Origin of the sequence: Luteibacter sp. 9135 (assembly GCF_000745005.1) — a bacterium.
Classification (GTDB): domain Bacteria; phylum Pseudomonadota; class Gammaproteobacteria; order Xanthomonadales; family Rhodanobacteraceae; genus Luteibacter.
Map to the genome: position 1 here is coordinate 4,466,739 of NZ_JQNB01000001.1, position 18,530 is coordinate 4,485,268.

Annotated in this window: 11 protein-coding genes; 2 read left to right on the plus strand and 9 right to left on the minus strand. The window is 63.6% G+C overall.

From position 1 onward, the window contains the following. Positions 1-11 precede the first annotated feature (11 nt). The 8 genes from FA89_RS18980 to FA89_RS19010 form a co-directional block, all read right to left on the minus strand. Positions 12-1,346 (minus strand): sigma-54-dependent transcriptional regulator, encoded by a 1,335-nt coding sequence (locus FA89_RS18980; RefSeq protein WP_036143268.1) that lies wholly within the window; start codon positions 1,344-1,346, stop codon positions 12-14. 75 nt (positions 1,347-1,421) lie between these two features. After that, positions 1,422-1,940, minus strand: a complete 519-nt coding sequence (locus FA89_RS20885) for an ABC transporter permease (protein WP_343123041.1) — start codon at positions 1,938-1,940, stop codon at positions 1,422-1,424. Positions 1,941-2,057: 117 nt separating this feature from the next. Further along, the gene (locus tag FA89_RS20890) at positions 2,058-2,639 is read right to left on the minus strand and encodes a hypothetical protein (RefSeq protein ID WP_343123042.1); all 582 of its coding nucleotides are present in this window, start codon (positions 2,637-2,639) and stop codon (positions 2,058-2,060) included. A gap of 1 nt (position 2,640) precedes the next feature. Beyond that, positions 2,641-3,942, minus strand: a complete 1,302-nt coding sequence (locus tag FA89_RS18990) for an ABC transporter permease (RefSeq protein WP_036143271.1) — start codon at positions 3,940-3,942, stop codon at positions 2,641-2,643. 15 nt (positions 3,943-3,957) lie between these two features. Then, positions 3,958-5,172, minus strand: coding sequence for an ABC transporter permease (locus tag FA89_RS18995; RefSeq protein ID WP_036143274.1), 1,215 nt, complete (start codon positions 5,170-5,172; stop codon positions 3,958-3,960). 10 nt (positions 5,173-5,182) lie between these two features. Then, positions 5,183-6,490 carry an ABC transporter permease gene (locus FA89_RS19000; protein WP_036143277.1) on the minus strand — a complete coding sequence of 436 codons (1,308 nt, stop codon included), beginning with the start codon at positions 6,488-6,490 and terminating at the stop codon, positions 5,183-5,185. A 31-nt stretch (positions 6,491-6,521) separates the two neighbouring features. After that, positions 6,522-7,232 (minus strand): ABC transporter ATP-binding protein, encoded by a 711-nt coding sequence (locus FA89_RS19005; RefSeq protein ID WP_036143280.1) that lies wholly within the window; start codon positions 7,230-7,232, stop codon positions 6,522-6,524. Positions 7,233-7,266: 34 nt separating this feature from the next. Next, entirely contained in the window at positions 7,267-8,538 is a 1,272-nt protein-coding gene (locus FA89_RS19010; protein ID WP_036143283.1) for an efflux RND transporter periplasmic adaptor subunit, read from the minus strand. A gap of 247 nt (positions 8,539-8,785) precedes the next feature. Between FA89_RS19010 and FA89_RS19015 the strand changes: the two genes are divergently transcribed. Together FA89_RS19015 and FA89_RS20815 are read left to right on the plus strand one after the other, a co-directional pair. Continuing rightward, the gene (locus tag FA89_RS19015) at positions 8,786-16,729 is read left to right on the plus strand and encodes a neuraminidase-like domain-containing protein (protein WP_185754472.1); all 7,944 of its coding nucleotides are present in this window, start codon (positions 8,786-8,788) and stop codon (positions 16,727-16,729) included. Beyond that, positions 16,665-17,873 (plus strand): hypothetical protein, encoded by a 1,209-nt coding sequence (locus FA89_RS20815; protein ID WP_185754473.1) that lies wholly within the window; start codon positions 16,665-16,667, stop codon positions 17,871-17,873. Before FA89_RS19015 ends, FA89_RS20815 begins: the two co-directional genes overlap by 65 nt. 285 nt (positions 17,874-18,158) lie before the next feature. On the opposite strand, the gene FA89_RS19020 is transcribed toward FA89_RS20815, so the two are convergent. Then, positions 18,159-18,530, minus strand: a 372-nt coding sequence (locus tag FA89_RS19020) for a hypothetical protein (protein WP_221174346.1), incomplete at its 5' end; no start/stop codon positions are given.

Below are 18,530 nucleotides of genomic sequence, written 5' to 3' on the forward strand. Positions count from 1 at the left end.
GCGGTGGCTCGTCAGCCCGCCAGCCCGTAGCGTTCCATGCGCCGGTAGAGCGCCTGGCGTGAAAGGCCCAGGCTGCTCGCCGCGCGACTGACCACGCCGCCGGCGGACGCCAGCGCCGTTTCGACCGACTCGCGGCTGGGCTCATCCAGGCTGCGGCCGGGGCTGGCTACCGGCGGCGGCAGGTTGAGGTGCACGGGCTCGATGCGCCCGTCGGGCGCCAGCAGCGCAGCGCGGGCAATGGCGTTTTTCAGTTCGCGCACGTTGCCCGGCCAGGCATGCCCCAGCAGCGCTTCGCGCGCGTCCTCGCTGAGCACGGCGCGACCGTCGAGGAAGTGCTCGGCCAGGGGCAGGATGTCGTCGCTGCGCTCGGCCAGCGGCGGCAGGTTCACGTCGATCACGTTCAGGCGGTAATAAAGATCCTCACGGAAGGTGCCCGCGGCGATCATCGCCTTGAGATCGGCATTGGTGGCGCTGATGACGCGCACCTTGACCTGGCGCGTACGCCCCGAGCCCAGGCGCTCGAACTGGCCGGTTTCCAGCACGCGAAGCAACTTCATCTGGCCCGGCAGGGGCAGGTTGCCGATCTCGTCGAGGAACAGCGTGCCGCCATCGGCCATCTCGAAGCGACCCTCACGGGCCTTGTTGGCGCCGGTGTAGGCACCGGCATCGGCACCGAAGAGCTCCGCCTCGATCAGTTCGCCCGGCAAGGCGCCGCAGTTCACCGCCACGAAAGGCCCGCGGCGAACAGCCGAGTTGGCATGCACGATGGCGGCGACGCGCTCCTTGCCGGCGCCATTGGGGCCCGTGACCAGCACCGAGACATCCGAACGGGCAACCTGGCAGGCCAGTTCGATGGTGCGGCTCATGGCTTCGGAGGCGAACACCAGGCCGCCGAGGTCGTAGCGGCTCTCCAGCGCCTCGCGGCGACGGCGACGCTCCACCCGCACGCGGGTGACCTCGCGCGTGGATTCGGATAGCTCCAGCAGGTTCTCCACCGTGGTCAGCAGCTTGGTGTCGTCCCAGGGCTTGGCCAGGTAATCGGAGGCGCCGGCCTTGATCAGTTCCACGGCGGCTTCCAGATGCGTCCAGGCCGTCAGCAGGATGACCGGGAGATCCGCATGCCGCGCGCGGATGGCCTGGAACAGCGCCACGCCCTCCTCTCCCGACGTGGTGTCGGCGGTGAAGTTCATGTCCTGGATGACGACATCGACACGCCCGGCGGCCAGCAAGGCCAGGCCCTCTTCGGGGGTAGTCGCCACGAGCGGGTGGATGTCACGCAGGCTGAGGACGAGCGAAAGCGCTTCACCCACGGCCGGGTTGTCATCGATGATCAGTACGCAGCGCATCTTTTCCCTTTGCATGCAGCCATGGATGCTTCCCCGGGCAAAAGGGTTGCATGCGTTTCGACACTTTCCACCATTCTAGCCACGAGTGGCCACGACCGGGGGAACCGCTGCCGCACGCAAGGCCGGCGCAAGCACGGCCACTTGTCCCAGCAACCAGAGCACCACGGCCCCCGCGGGCAGATAGGCGGCCGGCAGGCGTGGCGCCTCGTACTGCCACATCAGCAGCAGGTTGATGCCGTAGGCCATGACCATGCCGATACCGATGCCGATGCTGGTCAGCAGGAAGTTTTCGGTCTGGAAGTAGCGCAGCACGTCCACGCGTCGCGCCCCGAGCGCACGACGCACGCCGATCTGGCGACGCCGCTGTCCCACCCAGAAGCTGGCCAGGCCGACGATACCGAGTGCGGTGACGATCAGCAGCGCCACGCAGACGCCGACCAGGAGAACGGCCATGGCGCGATCACTGGCGAAGAACTCATCGCGGATCTGCCTGTAGGTCTGTTTTTCGGTGATCACCCGCCGCGGGTCGAGCTTGCGCAGGGTAGCGACCGCTGCGGCAAGCACGCGGTCTGCCTCGCCCGGCTTGACACGCAAGACGAAACCGGCGCCCCAGACGGGGGACTCGCGCAGTGGCGCGATCGTCGTCAGGCCTATCGTCGCACGGTCGTCATGACCCGCACGCGACAGGCGTGCAACGACGCCTACGATACGCTACTCGTTCTCGCCGACGAATACACGCCGCCCGAGGGCGTGCCCCTCCGGGAACAGCTTCTGGGCCGTGGCCATCGAAACGATGAGGGCGGGGGCAACCTTGACCCTGGCGCTGACCACGTCATCCATCCAGACGTACTCATCGGGACGGAACCAGCGACCCGCGACCAGCTGCAGGCCCAGGGTTTCGCCGACGCCCTCACCGTAGAAATTGCCGGTATTCACGCTCGACTCGCGCTGGTTGCGCTCCAGGGTGATCCCGCCGTTCCAGCTGCGGTTACCGAAGGGCAGCGAATTCATCACGGTCGCGACCTGCACCCCGGGCAAGGCCCGCAGCGCCATCAGGTCAGCTTCGGTGCGCGCATGCATGTCGCTGCGCGCACCAATGTCACCCACTTCCATCCGGACGAGCTGGTCTTCGGCCACACCGCTGGGTGTGTCCATCCAGGCCAGTCGATCGCGTACGAGGAACACGGCGTTGCAAACGATGGCGCAGGTCAGTGCGATCTGCAGGATGAGCAACGTGCATGTGATGCGGTGGCGCTTCAGCGTGGAAAGGATGGGGCGGATCTGCAGGTTCATGTCATTGGCTCTTCAATTGCAGGCCCGGCGTTACGCTGCATGCACGCCAAGCGGGCAACAGGCCGGCGACAAGTGCGGCCAGCACGGACAGCACCAGCGTGGCGGCGAGCATCGTGGCATCCATGTGCGCGAGCCGCGCGGAGTCATGCGGTTGCATCCGGACCATCGCCAGCCCGGCGGCCGCGAGCAGCAGGCCGCCCAGCCCTCCCGCCACCCCGATCAATCCGGCTTCGGTCAGCAGTTGGGCGAACACGCTGCCGCGCGATGCGCCAAGCGCGCGACGCACGCCGACTTCACCCGAGCGACGCATGAACCTGGCGAGCATCAGGCCCACCGTGTTGACCAGGCAGACCACGAAGAAGCCCAGCGCCAGCCACACCTGGAGCCGAACGTCGCTCGGTACCACCTTCTGCTCGTCGAGGAAATCCATCAGGCCGGTCAACTGGGCAGGCACAGGCCTAGCGAAGCGCCCCGATCGCTGCTGCTCGCGCGCATAGCCATCGAGATACCGACGATAAGCGGCCACCCCCTCCGCGCTATCGATCTGCACCCAGTACTGCAACCAGGTGCACGAGGCGCGTTCCATGTCCGCCTCCGCCGTCGATCCCTCGCCCCAGCAACTGATGCCGCCGGCGCGGGTCATCGCCAGTGCACGGTACGTCGAGAGCGGGACGAAAACGGCTTCGCTGCCGGAATAGCTGCCGGTGTAGATGTCATAGAAGTGAGGCACGGGATGCCACGGTTCGAGTACGCCGACGATACGCAGGTCCGCGCCGTTGGCACGCAACGTACGGCCGACGCTATTGGCGCCAGCGAACAACCGGTCGTTCAGCTCCGAACCGATCACGACGACACGGGCACGCGACTCGTCATCCGCGGCCGACCATGCCTGCCCGTAGCGAAAGCGTGGCTGGAACATCGGAAAGAAATCGGCGGTCGTATAACGTGCGCGCTCGAAGAAGGGGTCCATCCTAGGATCATCGGGCTGCACCGGCACGGTGCCGCCGACCATCAGCGCCTGACGGTCGGCGCGGTGCTCACGCAGCATCTGCATGCCGTCGGTCCAGCTGACCTGGATAGGCATGTCCCTGTTCTCGGCATGGTCCAGGCCGCGTGGGTCGAGCCGGGGCATGTAGATCGACCCGCTGCGTCCCGGCAGCGGATCGCCCGACATCACATGCAACACCGTCAGTGTGGTCATGCTGGCACCGATACCCAATGCGATGGCCACGACCATCAGCACCGTGAGTGCCTTGCTCCGCCTCAGGCCGAGCACCGCCAGTTCCAGGTAATAAGCGAACATCGGTCGTCCTTCGACTCAGACGCTGCGCGTCGCTTCGACGGGCGATACCCGTGAAGCGCGCAGGGCCGGCGCCAGCACGGCGGCCTGGCCAAGGCCCAGCAAGGCGACCACGCCGACCATGACATAGGTAAACGACAGTCGCTCCATCTCGAAGTGGGTGACCATCCACTGGCTGAGTCCGACCGCCAGTATCATGCCAACGATCACTCCGACCAAGGCGATCAGGAAGTTCTCGGTCATGAAATAACTGAGGATATCCCTGCGCCGTGCTCCCAACGCCCGCCGCACGCCAATCTGCTTGCGCCGCTGACCCACCCAGAAACTGGACAGCCCGACGATGCCCGCCGCCGTGATCGACAGCAGCACGCCGCACACCACGCTCATCAGGATCGCCATGCCACGATCCGCCTCATAGGCATTCGCACGCATCATCTCGAACGTACGCACGCCGTATTTCTCTGGCAGCACGCGCATGCGGTTGGTGTCGTAGAGCACCTTGGCCACGCTCTTGAACACCGCGTCCTGCTGCCCGGGCTTGGTCCGTATGGCGAAGGTCTGCGCGCCGTCGTTCATAGTCACCGGCATGATCGTCACGTTGTCGTGGAACTGCGAATCGACCCAGGGCACGGTCAATCTGGCTACGATGCCGATAACGGTAGAGGGCTTACCTTCCCGGTAGTAGACCACCTTGCCCAGTGCGCTGCCGCCGGGAAAAAGCTTGTCGGCGAGCGCCTTGGTGATGATGACCTGGGCGGGCGTGGGCATGTCCTGGCGCGCGACACCCACGACCTCGCCCGCGGTGAAATTCCGTCCGGCCACGAGCTTTACCCCCAGCGTCTTCAGGGTGTGCTCGTCACCGAAATACAACCCCGTCTGCGGCCCGTTCTTCGTTTTCTCCGGGGTGCTCGATACGGCCGTGGACCAGCCGCCCCTTCGCAGAGGTAAGGAATTGGTGACGTAGGCATCTTCGACACCCGGCATGTTGCGTATCGCCCGGATATCCGTGCCGATCAGGGGCAGGAAGCTGGAAGGTGCGCCCACATAGAGGTTCTGCACCACCACCACATCGGACTCGACCATGCCCGTGGCGCGATGCGCGCGCTCGATGCGTTGGTTCACGATGAACAGGGCATTGCAGACGATGGCTAGCGTGAGCGCGATCTGCAAGGCGATGAGGATGGTGCCGGACTTGTGCCGGCGCAACGCCGAGAGAATGGGACGAATCTGCATGGCGTGATCCTCAGTTGGACTTCAGCTGCCAGGCCGGCTGCACTTGCGCAGCACGCCAGGTGGGATAAAGGGCCGCACACACCGAAGCCACGACGGACACCAGCAGCGTGAGCATCACCAGCACCGGGTCCAGCGTGGCCAGGTGGGCGATACGCTCAGGGAACACCAGCCCGATGCCGAGCACACCGACGCCGGTCAGGAGCAGGCCCAGCAGGCCACCGACGATACCGATGGTGCCGGCCTCCATGAGGAACTGGGCGTAGATGTGCAAACGCGAGGCACCCAGCGCCCGACGCACGCCGATCTCCGGCGCGCGGCGCATGAACTTGGCCAGCAGCAGGCCCACCGTGTTGACCAGGCAGATCACCAGGAAACCGAGCGAGACCACTAGCGACACCTGCGATTCCTGCGGCACCACCTGCTGGAACGACAGCCAGTCCACGACGTTGCGCAACCGGCCGTTCGGCGCCCACCGGAAGCGGCCGGCGCGCTGTTGCTCGGCGGCATAACCGGCGAGGTACCGGCGGTAGGATTCCGCCGCGGCGGTCGTGGGCAATTCGACCCACAAGGACAGCCAGATGCATTCCGAGCGGAGGTAGTTATCCCAGCCTTCGCCCGGATCGGATGTGCAGTTGTTGTTGCCGTTGTTCGGCAGCTTCAGGTCCAGCGCGCGAGTGAACGGCACGTAGACCGCGGCACCCTCATTGAAGCCGCCCGTATTGGGCACGTCGAAGAACACGGGCTGCGGCGCCCAGTCCTGGATGACCCCGGTAACACGGAACAGGTGTCCGTCGAGGTTGATCTGCTTGCCTACACTGTTTCCGCCATTGAACAACGTGTCGTTCAGCGATTTCGAAATGACCGCCACATCCGCATGACGCTCGTCGTCTTCCCGCGTCCAACCCCTGCCCTGCAGGAACGGCACGTCGAACATGGGAAAGAAGTCGGCCCCGGTTGCGTATGCACCCTTGCGCACCGGCAGGCGTGTCGGGTCGTCGGGAATGACGGAAACTCCGACGGGATATGTCACAGTCTGTCGTTCCGCTTGGCGTGCGCGAAGCAATGCCGTGGCATCGGTGTACGACAGCGCCTCGGGCGGCTCGCCCTTCTTCGTGTTCTCCGGCCCCCAGTTGTCCACCTGCACGTTGTAAAGCACGTCGGATTTTTGCGGGATGGGATTACGCGACGTGGCGCGGAACACCGAATACGTCGTCATCGAGGCGGCCACGCCGAACCCGATGGCCATCACCATCAGGGCGGTGAGCACCGGGTTCCGGCGCAGGCTGCGCAGGCCTAGCTGCAGGTAATAGCTGAACATGAGGCGTGTCCCCCTGGGGAGCGTGTGACGATCAGGGCTGGGCGAGGTGGGAATGGGCGTGGAACCGCGGCTCTTCCGCCAGGTCCACCACCTGCCCATCGATCACGTGGACGTTGCGCTGCGCGCGAGCGGCCAGCTCCGGATCGTGGGTGACCATGACGATGGTGGCGCCTTCGCGATGGATTTCTTCCAGCAGTTCCATCACGCCGCGCGCCATCTGCGTATCCAGGTTACCGGTGGGCTCATCCGCCAGCAGCAATCGCGGCGAGCCGGCCAGGGCGCGTGCGATGGCAACGCGCTGCTGCTGACCACCGGACAGTTCTGCCGGGTAATGCTTGGCACGTGAGGCCAGGCCGACGCGTTCCAGGGCATCCATGATTCGCTGCTTGCGCTCGGCGGCCTTCATCCCGCGATAGCGCAGCGGCACTTCCACGTTGTCGAACACGTTCAGGTCGGGAATCAGGTTGAAGGCCTGGAAGATGAAACCGATCTTCTCGTTACGGATACGCGAGCGCGCATTGTCGTCCAGTTTGCTCACTTCCACGCCATCGAGGTGGTACTCACCACCGGTGAAGGTTTCGAGCAGGCCGGCAATGGTGAGGAAAGTGGTCTTGCCCGAGCCGGACGGCCCCGTGACGGCAACGAACTCGCCCTGCTTTACGTCGATGTTGAAGTCGCGCAGCGCATAGGTCTCGACGACTTCCGTGCGGTAGACCTTGGCCAGATGATTCATCTTGAGCATGACGTGTCCCTCGTTTCGGTAAGTGGGTGCCGGATCAGCGGCTGATGGCGATGTGCTTGGCGGCGCCGAAGGCATCCGCACCGGAGATGACGATCTTGTCACCTTCCTTCAGTCCGTCCAGGATTTCGACCTTGTCGATGCTGCTGGCCCCGACGCGGATGTCGCGGCGATCGGCCATGCCATCGTTGACGACGTAGGCGTAGTGGCCGGCACTCTCGTCGACGAAGGAGCCACGCTCGACGGTGAGCACGTTGTCGCGCTTGTCCAGCAGGATACGCACGGACATGCGCTGGCTCTGGCGCAGCTGCTTGGGCGTATCGCCGTCGAAGCGCAGGCGTGCGGCCACTTCGCCGTTGACCACCTCCGGCGAGATGGCGCTGACCTTGCCGTTCCATACCTTGCCGTTGCCGGTGATCTCGCCCGGCATGCCGATGGCCAGGTCGCGTGCGAAGCTTTCCGGCACCTTCATCTCCACTTCCAGCGCGGACAGATCGATCACGCTCACCAGCTGGGCGTCCTTGGCCACCGTGGCGCGCTCGGCGATGAACAACTGGCCCACCTGGCCGTCGACCGGGGACTTCACGTTGAGGTCGTCCACCTGGCGTTCCAGGTCCTTGACCATCAGCAGTTGCCGATCGTGCGCCAGCCCCTTGGACTGCACGTCGAAGGTCAGGCTGTCGTTGTCCATGGCGAGGTCGGACTGCGCGTGTCTGGTGGTGACCGCCGCCTTGTCCAGGGTCGATTTGGCCTTATCGACGTCGGCCACGGGTACGGCGCCCTTGTCGAAGGCGGTCTGGTAGCGTTTAAGGTCGCGGTCGGCGGCGGTCTGGTCGATGGTCGCGTTGTCGAAAGCCTTCTGCAGTTCGGATCGCTTCTTCTTCGCGTCGATCTGCGCGCGCAGGAACTCCACCTGCATCGCATCGGCGGCCGACTTTTCCTGCGCCAGCTTGCTGGTCAGTTCCGGGCTGGTGATGACGGCCAGCACCTGGTCCTTCGTCACTACATCGCCCGCATGCACCTTCAACACCACCGCGCCTGCGGAGGCGGCGTAGAGGGTGGGGCTGACGGCGGCGACCACCTTGCCCTCGGCGGCGATATCGCGCACGAAGGGACCGCGCGACACCGTGCCAAAGGACAGGCGCGAGGCGCTGATCGAGGAATCGGCGGAAAACATCGTGGCGATTTTCGGCGCGGCCAGCGCGAGCAGGACCAGCCCCGCCACGCCGGCACCGATCAGGATCAGCTTGCGGCGACGGTTGGGGCGTACTTCGACGAGGCTGTCCGTGGCGGACGTGTCGCGAATCATGGCGATCTCCCTGGTTAGCTTCACGGCGTAGCTCAGCAAGTGCCGTGCCAGCAGTAACACGTTATTACTATCAATCACTTGTGTCGCCACGTAGCCATTGAAAACGTGTCCGCGGACAGTGCCGGACACAGGCAGCGCTGTCCGCGCATGGCGTGGCGGCGCCTACGACGAACGGCCTATGGTGCTTCTCGCGCAAAGGCGTAGCGTCGAACGACGGAAGGATTCCTCGTCTCGAATGGACTCAAACGTGGCTACCTCTATCCCCGCGCCCACCGTCGGCGCCACGCCCGTTACGGCCGATACGTTCGCTGCCGACTACGCCCACCTTTTTGGTGACCGCTCGGTCGACCGCTGCGCACCGGAGGCGCTGGAAAGTTCGCTAGGTCCACTGGCCTACGCCGACGATCTGTTTGGTTACGCACGGCAGTTGGAGCGCGATCACGCCGTGCAGCCGTACAGTCCGCTCGCGCGTCGGCGCCCGGACATCGGCAGCCTTCTGCTTGACGAAACGGCGCTGACCAAGCGCGTGCCGCGGCTCGCGCTGGCAATCGAACTGCTCGAGGCGCAGGTCGTGCGCCTCGCCGAACCTCCCGCACAGGCGCCGGAAACCGTCCTGGCGTCCGCTACGGGGCCGGCCCACCTGCCGTTCGACCGCCCGTGGGATCTCGCGATACAGGTACTCAAGTACAAGCACCAGTCGCGCTGGAGCGCATTACGCCAGATCGACCCCGACTATCCCGGTTTTGCGCACGGCGATGCGGCTTCGGTCAGCATGCGTGACACCTTGACGCTATGCACCCATCTCTCGCCATCGCAATTGCGACGGCTCCTGAGTGCACCGTCGACCGAGATGAACCAGACGCTGAGGGAGCAGTACGGTCTGGGCAGCGCCGCCGTCGTGAGCGACCTGGTCGACAGCGCCGCGTTCCTTGCTGCCACCGGCCTTGATCGCAAGCGTTTGCGCCAGTTGCTCGCCGTCAACGGCGTGGCGGCCGACAGCGCCGCCCCCACGCCGACATCAGTGACGGTGAGCGGAAGGGGGAGACCGGACACCAGCCCAAACAGCGTCGTCTTCGGCGCCAGCTTCATCAACGGGGCCGAAGCGCCCGCGCTGCGTCTGGTCCGGACCGTCACTGACGGACGAAAGGTCACCGCCTTCGACGGCCTGGAGGCCATCCACCTCGACCGCATGGCGCGCGTCATGCGCCTTCACGGCGCACTGAAGCTACCCTTCGCGTCGGTGGACCGCTTGCTGCAGGCAAGCCTCCGTGCGCAGGGACGCGCCGCGGAGGGACGCATCGACCGGCATGTGCTCAGGGCGCTGGGGCTGTTCCGACATCTTCGCGACACGCGAAAGGTGGACGTCGACGCCTACGCGGCCGTGATCCACGAGATTTCGCCATACGCCACCGGCAGGGAGACGCCCTATTACGACCGCCTGTTCAGTCCCCGGGGCGGCGCCGCGCTGGTGATGGACGGTTCCGAGTTCTCCCTCAGCGCGAACGACCCTACCGTGACCGCGTTGTGCGCGGGCCTGGGCGTGGACGCGCCGGCGATGATCTCCTTGTTGACGTGGGTCCGCACCACGCGCAGCCCTGCCGTACTCACGCGCGACCTGTCACTCGTATCGGCATGCCACCGTCTGGTCATGGTGCCGCGCTGGCTGGGCCTCGATAAAACCGCAAGCCTGGCCCTGCTTCGCCTGTTCGAGGCGACACAACCTGTCCTGTTCGCCCGGCTGGCGGGCACGGCTGTGCTCGATGCCGGCGGCAACTCAACCGATGCCGCTACCGGGACGACAACGGGCGACACCGTCGACGCCATCGTCTCACTCATGAACATGAGCGAATGGCTGCGCCAGCATGCGCTCGATCCGGAGGCGGTGCGCACGGTGCTCGCGCACGGTGCAGCGCAGAGCGCGACCGTGGACGCCGTGACCACGTTGATCGACACCAAGCAGAAGGCCACCGCCACCGGCATCGTCGATGACGCCCGCCTCGAACGCGCTTTTTCCGCCATGCGCTTCGCCGACAATCTGACCCCGGACGCGAGAAAGCCGCGGGTCGTCCTTGCATCGGTGGTACCCGCTTCGGGGGTGCTCGACGACGATATGCTGACGAACGGCGACGACACGACGTGGCGCGCGCGCATCCAGGTGGCGCTGGAAAACGTCGCGGACCCTACCGACGATCCGGAAAGGCCGGCGAGGCCGGACGCGATCCGTGACGCCATCGATGGGACGACCGATGAAGTCATCGGCGTACTCCGCCAGGCCCGGCGCGACCAACTCGACCGACTGGACGACGTGCTGACCGCACTCTTGCCAGGCGTCGGCACAGCCGCCCTCCGTGAGAGCCTGCGCGCATGGGCCGGATTGTCGCGCCAGCAACTGATCGGCCTGTACCGTCCAGGGCTCGACCGGCCTGCCATCGCGGCCGCCGCGGCCGCCCTGCGCCAGCGTGCTGCCCTGACGCTCCTGCTCAAGCTGACCGCCGAGGACGTCGCCGCATTATGCGCTCAGCCCGGCGCGTTCGGACTGCAACGCAGCGATGCCGACGCAATGCTGCGCGACATCGACCTCGTCTTCGTGCATCGGATGACCGAATGGAACCTCACCGTGAGCGAAGCGGCACGCCGTACCGAGAACGAACCGGAAAGCGTCGCCAGCGACCTGCTGGCCTGGCTGAAAAGCGGTGATGGCGTTGCCTGGACGCCCGAGAGGCTGGCGAAAGCCGTGGGCATCGATGTCAGCCTGCTGGCGACAGGCGATACCCCGCCTGCCACCGTCCCCCACCTCGCCTGGCTGCTCCGCGTACTCGCGGTGGCCGAGTCGGCCGGGCTGTCCGCGAAGGCGCTGTACACGTTTTCGCGCCTGGACCTCGACAGCACCGCCGACGCCATCAAAAGCGCCGCCAGTCTGTTGAAGGCAAGCTGCAGCGCCGGCGACGTCAAAGGCATCCTGCGCCGACACGACGGTGCCTGGCGGGATGCCCTCGTCGCCTGGGTGTCGAACCACGCACGCGACGCCGACGGCCAGCCCTTCGCCGGTCGTGAAGCGCTGTCCGACTGGCTGCTTACCGACCTGGCGGTTGGTCCGGAGCCCGAGACCACCCGGCTGAGCGCGGCGATCGACAGTATGCAGCTCTATGTCCATCGCCTGCTCAGTGGCATGGAACACCAGCTCGATGCGACGGACAAACTCAAGGCGCGGCGAAAGGCATGGGGCACCTACCGCTCGCGCTACAGCGACTGGCGCGCGAGGAAAGAGCGCCGGCTCTACCCCGAAAACTACATCGACCCCCTTCATCGGCAGCGCAAGAGCCAGGCCTTCACCGACCTGGAAATGCAGCTAGCCCAGGGCCAGGCCAGGCCTGACGACATCGAGACCAACCTGCTGGCCTATCTGACCACGTTCGAGCGCACCAGCAATATCCAGGTCATCTCCGCCTACCACGACGGCGTCGACCCCGTGAGCGACAAGCTGCATATGATCGGTCGCAGCAACGTCGAACCCGTGGAGTATTTCTGGCGCACGGCGGATATGTCCATAACGGCGCCGGACGGCCAGACCTCGATGCTCGCCTGGAGCGATTGGGAGACCATCGAGTTGCCACTGGTCGGTGAGCTTGTGCGTACGACGCTGCCCAAGGTGACGAGCGAGCTGATAGCGAAAAACGATGCAGACCTCGTGGCCGCCGAAAACGCGCTCAAGCTTGCTGAAGCAAACCTCGCAAAGGCCGGCGAAACAGCGGACGCGTCCGACAAGGCATCGAAGGAGGGCTTCATCACCGAGAGCAAGGTCAAACAGGCCTCGGACGACGAGGCGGCACGACAGACGGCCGCGGACGCCATGAAGACGGCTAAGGTAGCGCTGGCGACGATCCGTTCGACCGCACGTGTCGCACGCCTTGCAACCGACGATCCACGCCGTGACATCGAACTCCTTCGCCCGCTGATCGTCGATGGACGGCCGTACATCGTCTGGGTGGAGCGCGATACCTCCGCCATCGTCTTCGACGGGGATACCAGTCCGAGTGCGTTCTATGTCACACGCATGTGTTTCGCCTACCGAGGCACGGATGGGCGATGGAGCATGTCCAACACGCTTCTTTCGCTCGACGGAAGAACCGACGGCGGCAGCCTTACGAAACCGGCTTCCACCGCTTCCGTAAAAAGCGGCATGAGCAGCGAGAGGGCAAACCTCGTTACCCGCGAGTACGCGCCGGTGATGGTTGTCATGGAAAACCGCAAGGGACGCCGCCGGGCGAAGGATCCGTTTCTTGTCGCGCTGCTGTTCAACAGTGAATATGCAGGCGATCCCGTGCCTGCGACGATGCAGACGAAGACGACCAACGTCGCCGACCTTTACCACCTCGTAGTCCGGGACCTTCTGTTGATCGATGAACGCCGGCTCGATGAATCCGGCGACATAGCCTATGAAAGTCGCCTAGTGAAGAACTGGACGAAACTTTACCGCGATCCACGTGTAGTTCAGCACCCTTATATTGGTACAAAATACGTATTGAAATCATCCAAAGGAACGAAACCAGAGCCATTAATTCATGAGAAAAACCTGCAGAAACTTCGTGTAAAGCGAGGCATGCTGAATCCGAAAGGAGCGAGCATCACTGCTGGTATAACGAGTGATGGCATGCATGTCGACGTCATTGCAGCGTTTGAGGGTATATGGTGGAGAACAACTCCCCTACCGGTTCAATCCATAACTGTTCTAGAGGATATAGGTCGAATTCAGATTGACAAGACGGTTTCACTTAAACTATCCGTCGTCGAACGCCGGAACCGTCATGAACGCGGCATCGCATTCAAAGTACTTTGCGATATAAGTTTAACGCAGACAATGGAAGGAAAAGATTTTTCCAATAAAAGAAAACCACGACTCAAGGCTCAAGTCAAAATAACGTCGGCCACAGAAACGACTGGACAACACGTTGCGCATGTTCTCGCCAACGATTTTTCTCGAGATTTCCGTTTAACCTCCTGCTCGATTCCGATAAGTGTTGATCTGATGCTGAGCGAAAGGCGAAGTAGCATTCGTCTCCGACTGGCGACGAAGGGCAGTAGTTGGAAAAGAAACGGCGCCAGCCTTACAAGGAATAGGGCGGCTCTGGACCCGGATTTAAATGACTATGGTCTTGCTATCGCAAGTGTCGAAATCGTCGAAGGCCCTCCGCTCCACGCAAGTGACAACATTTCGTTAGCCCACGTTTACTTAAAAGGTGGGCTGATTGCCCTCCTCGATATTCCGGTCGACCTGGAAGCTAAAGCAAAACCTACAAATGGCTTCCAGACACTCCCCGACGATCTACCGCTGCGTGCCAGTATTTCACTTGTTGGCAGTTCAACTGCCACTATAGTCAGCACAGAACAAGCCGCCACAAAATTTCTAGCTTCCGCAACTAATGTGGGCATCCTTTTCCTTTCCCGCTGGGCCGCATCTGACAACCAAACATTAAGGGCATGGCTCTCAGCACTCGACAGCACGCAATGGAATATACCGGCCTCCGAATACTACGCTGCAACGCAGACCAATGGCGATGATACGTCGGATACTCCGCCCAACGCATTCGAAGGTAACCTGCCATTCGCGCAAGCACTGGCTACGACCCGCGACAGTAAGCTTCGGGACAGATTGACCGACTACACAGCCCAACATATTGGTTCGACACTCGATTCGGCCACGCGTTACAAGCTACCCGGCGACGTCCGCCGCGCCATCGCGTCGATGGCCGCCAACGAGAGCGGCGACTATCGCGAAGCGTTGCAGGCCCTGCGGGGAATCGTGGGCTGGGACGAGGCGGGCGAGTCGCAGGTCGTCGAATTGAATGCAGCGCACCATAGTAAAAAGACCTGCAGCGTCCGTTTCCCTGTCGATCCGGACCGCACGTCATATACATTCAGGCTCGAACTCGCCGCGACCGAAGATCCTGAAGACAAGGCCGCCGATGCCCCCCGCCTGACCTGGTTGACGCTTGAGCGCTCCTACACGCTGGACGACATCAGCAAGGACAACAGTGCGCTGTCCGACGATCGCGTCGCGTCCACCTATCTATGGCAGAACCGCGAGCAGGCCCAGTACCTGGACCTCGATGAAACCGGTCGCGCGCCCATCCGACTGAACACGCTGTTTGGCAAGCAATTGGTGGCACGAGCCAGCCGTTCGGTCGACGCGGTGCTGTCGATCGAGACGCAGACGCTGCCGGAGCCTGCGCTCAGGAAGAAGGACGGCGCGGGCTTCGTGGACTTCAGCGGCGCCAACGGGCTCTATTTCTGGGGGTTGTTCTTCTACGTACCCTGGCTGGTCGCCTGGAACCTGCGGGAGAAGCGCCAATACACCGACGCATGGAACTGGTGCAGCCACTATCTGTTCGATCCGTATCGCGGCCGCACCACGGAAACGACCGCACCGTTGCCGTTCTGGAACACCCTGCCCCTGGTCTATCGGCTCGCTGGCGCCAAGGACACCGGTGAAGCGGTAGAGTTGGCGGGCTACGCGAACAACGTGCATTTTCGCAAGGCGATCCATGCCTTCGCGGTAGAGCTCTGGCGTATGCAGGGCGACGATCAGTTCCGCCGGCTGACCCCGGAGAACCTGCGCGAGGCGTGGCTATGCTACCAGCGCGCACTGCGCCTGATCGGTGCGCTCGGCGAGCCGGCCGAGGCCCGACCATGGCGACCGGTGACGCTGGCATCGCGGGGTGCCGCGTTCATCGCGCCATTGAACACACGTCTGCGAGAATTGCGCGCATTGCTCCTCTCGCGCCTGGACAACCTGCGCCATGGCCGTACGATCGATGGCGTGACCGTGCCATACCTCGGCTATGGCCATGAAGACGACCTGGCTTTCGGTAGCGGCCGCCGTGGGTCGGAGGGCTCAATGAACACCTTGCGGATGAATGCCATTCCGCACTACCGCTTTGCCGAGGTGATGACCGCAGCGCAGACTGCCGTGGCACGATTCACTGACCTGGGCCGCTTCCTGTTCCGGATCTTCGAGCACGAGGCCGACAACGCTTTTGAGGTCGAACAACAAAAGACCCTGATAGCCCTGGCGGACTTCGACGTGTCGTTGAAGCGGCAGGCCGTGGACACGGCGGCCAGGGAACGACTCTCACTGGAGGCAACCAAGCGCGGCATCCGCAAACGGATTGCCTATTACACCGATCAGTTGGCATTGCCGCGCAGTGCGCTTGAAATCGTCGCGTCCACGGTGGGTTATTCGGCGGTAGCCATGGAATATGCGGCAGCCGGACCGTCCCTTGTGACTGGCGCGCTGAAGATGATTCCTACGATCTATGGAATGGCCTTCGGCGGACAGAAGTACGAGGGTCTTTCGGAAGCCGCACGGGAAGTTCTCAAGACCGGCGCCGAAGCGACGCGGCTTCTCGCCGAAGACCTGCGTTCCGAGGCGGAGTTCGAGCGCCGCAACGAGCAGTGGGGCCTGGACAAGGCCATGGCCGAGAGCGACCTGGATATTCTGGAAGCGCAGTTGGCGGAATGGACGTCGCGGCGGGCGGCCACCGACAAGGAACTCGAGATGGCGTTTGCCAATCGCGACCGTGTCCGCACCGAGTACAACGTGCAGACCACAGGCTTCGCCATTGCATCCACGTATACCTGGATGCTGGGCGAGTTGGGTACGCTGTTCGCGTCGTCATACGACTCGGTGTTGTCACTGTGCCTGGCCGCGGAAGCGAGCTATCGCTACGAGACCGGCGATTTCGACAGCCGCCACGTGCGCATGGACGCCTGGGATGGCGCGTGGCACGGCATGCTCGCCGGCGAAGCGCTCCAGAACGACCTCCAGTCCATGCAGAAGGCGTTCTTCCTGCGCAACGAGCGGCGCTCGCTGATTCACAAGGAGATCTCGCTTTCCCAGCTGCTTGGAGACGCGTTCAGCAAGGGCATCCGCGCGAACCGGCTCTGGTTCAACCTGAAGGCAGACGCCTTCGATAACGACTACCCGGGTCACTACCTGCGACAGATCCGCCATGTTGCCGTGGAAATCAAACCGGAGGCCGGGCAAAGACACTGCACGGCGATATGCCTGTGCGGGCCGTGCTTACGCAACGATCGAACACGCTGCTCTATCGCCCGATCTGGAGGGCGTGAAGTGGTTCAAGCGCATCATCAAGGAGCGTCCCGACTCCATCGTTCGCAACCTTCGCGGTAACCAGTCACTGCTGCTTTCGCATGCGTCACCACGTAGGTCGGCAGATCCGATGGAAACGATCCTGCTGCGTAACGAGTTTATCGACGGTCGTTACATGCCTTTCGAGGGCACCGGCGCCATTTCGGAATGGACCCTGTCGTTCCCGGGCAATGCGACCGACTTCGACGCCTACAAGGCGGAGATCGATGACATCATTATTCGTCTCGATTATTCCGCGGTGTGGGGCGGCCCGGCGTTCACGGCCGATATCGAAGCCTTGAACCAAGGCCAGCAGCCACAGCAGAATGTCAGTGGCGTCTCCAGCCATGCCGGCAGCGTGCGGACACCGCCGCCGGAGAACGACGTACGTGTCTTCCTCGGCGAGTTGGCCAGCGCATGGCGCCGGCTGCGCAGGGAGACGCTGACGTCACCATCCGATTCTTCCGCATCAGCCGATGCAAGGGCAACGCTTCAAGGCTTCTACCGAAACCTGGATCTTGCCAAGCCAGCGGACTACTACCGTGTGGTTTACACCGCCTTGCGTGCCAGCGACTGCGACGTACGGCCGGATGGCGATGCCTATGCCGTCACTTATCTGCAACCGTATGACGAAGGCGGCTACGAAGAGACGCTGGTCGTCGAACGGTCGGGCGGCAGTTATGTCGTAACGCGGCACTCGGTGACCAAGCCAGATGGGACTGGCTCGATGCCGCCGGCTCCGGCTCCGGCTCCAGCTCCAGCTCCAGCTCCAGTTCCAGCTCCAGTTCCAGTTCCAGTTCCAGTTCCAGCTCCAGCTCCAGCTCAGCTCCAGTTCCAGTTCCAGTTCCAGTTCCAGTTCCGGCTCCAGCTCCGGCCCAGCTCCGGCTCCAGCTCCAGCTCCAGCTCCGGCTCCGCTCCGGCTCCAGCTCCAGCTCCGGCTCCGCTCCGGCTCCGGCTCCGGCTCCGGCTCCGGCTCCAGCTCCGGTTCCGGCCCCAGCTCCGGCCCCAGCTCAGGCTCCGGCTCCGGTCGAAACACCGCGCGGCCGGATGCGCGCGATCCCAAAGTCAGGGAATTTGTCGCACGATTTGCGAAGGCCTGGGACGACTACCGCTCCACCCTGCCCGGCAACTACAGTGGACCACTGAATCGGGCGGGTACGTTGGATGCGTTGAAAGCGCTCTATAGCGGCATCGACCCAGGCGGCGACGCCTACTTGGACTTAAATCTACGGCCCCGGATGCGAACGGATCGAGCATCACCTACGACGGCGATGATGCGCACGTGACCTATGGGCGCGTGCAATACAACAGGCGATACCGTGAGGAACTGGTCATCCGCCCGCGTGGTGGCGACTATGTCGTGGTCAAGCACGTCGTGACGGAGAAACGCCTCTAGTCGAAGACATATCGCGACATGAGATACGGCTCACCGCCGCTGCGCATCTGACGCAGCGGCGGTGATGCAGGCCGGTTAATGGGCAGGAGCAGCAATCAACTGATCCGCCGACCTCAGGCTGAACGTCGCCCCGCCCTGGGGCGTATCCGTCGCATCCCAGCGGACGATCGGCACCCAGCGACCCGTGAGCTTCATGAATTCCTTCTGGTCGTTTCTGGCCGATGCCAGCGAATCCGTGTTTTCGGCGCCACTTTTGTCGGCACGGTAGAAAAAGGCTTCGATCGGCAGTTGGCGATCGTCGTCGTCCACCCAGGAAAGGGCGACCAGCTCATTGCGCTGGTGCACGCCCTCGATCCGACGGACTTCGATCATCTGCCACCACGCCTCGGCACGACCGGTATTCCAGCCGTGCCGAAGGCGCACTGGTTCTCGTCGTTCCCGTAGCCG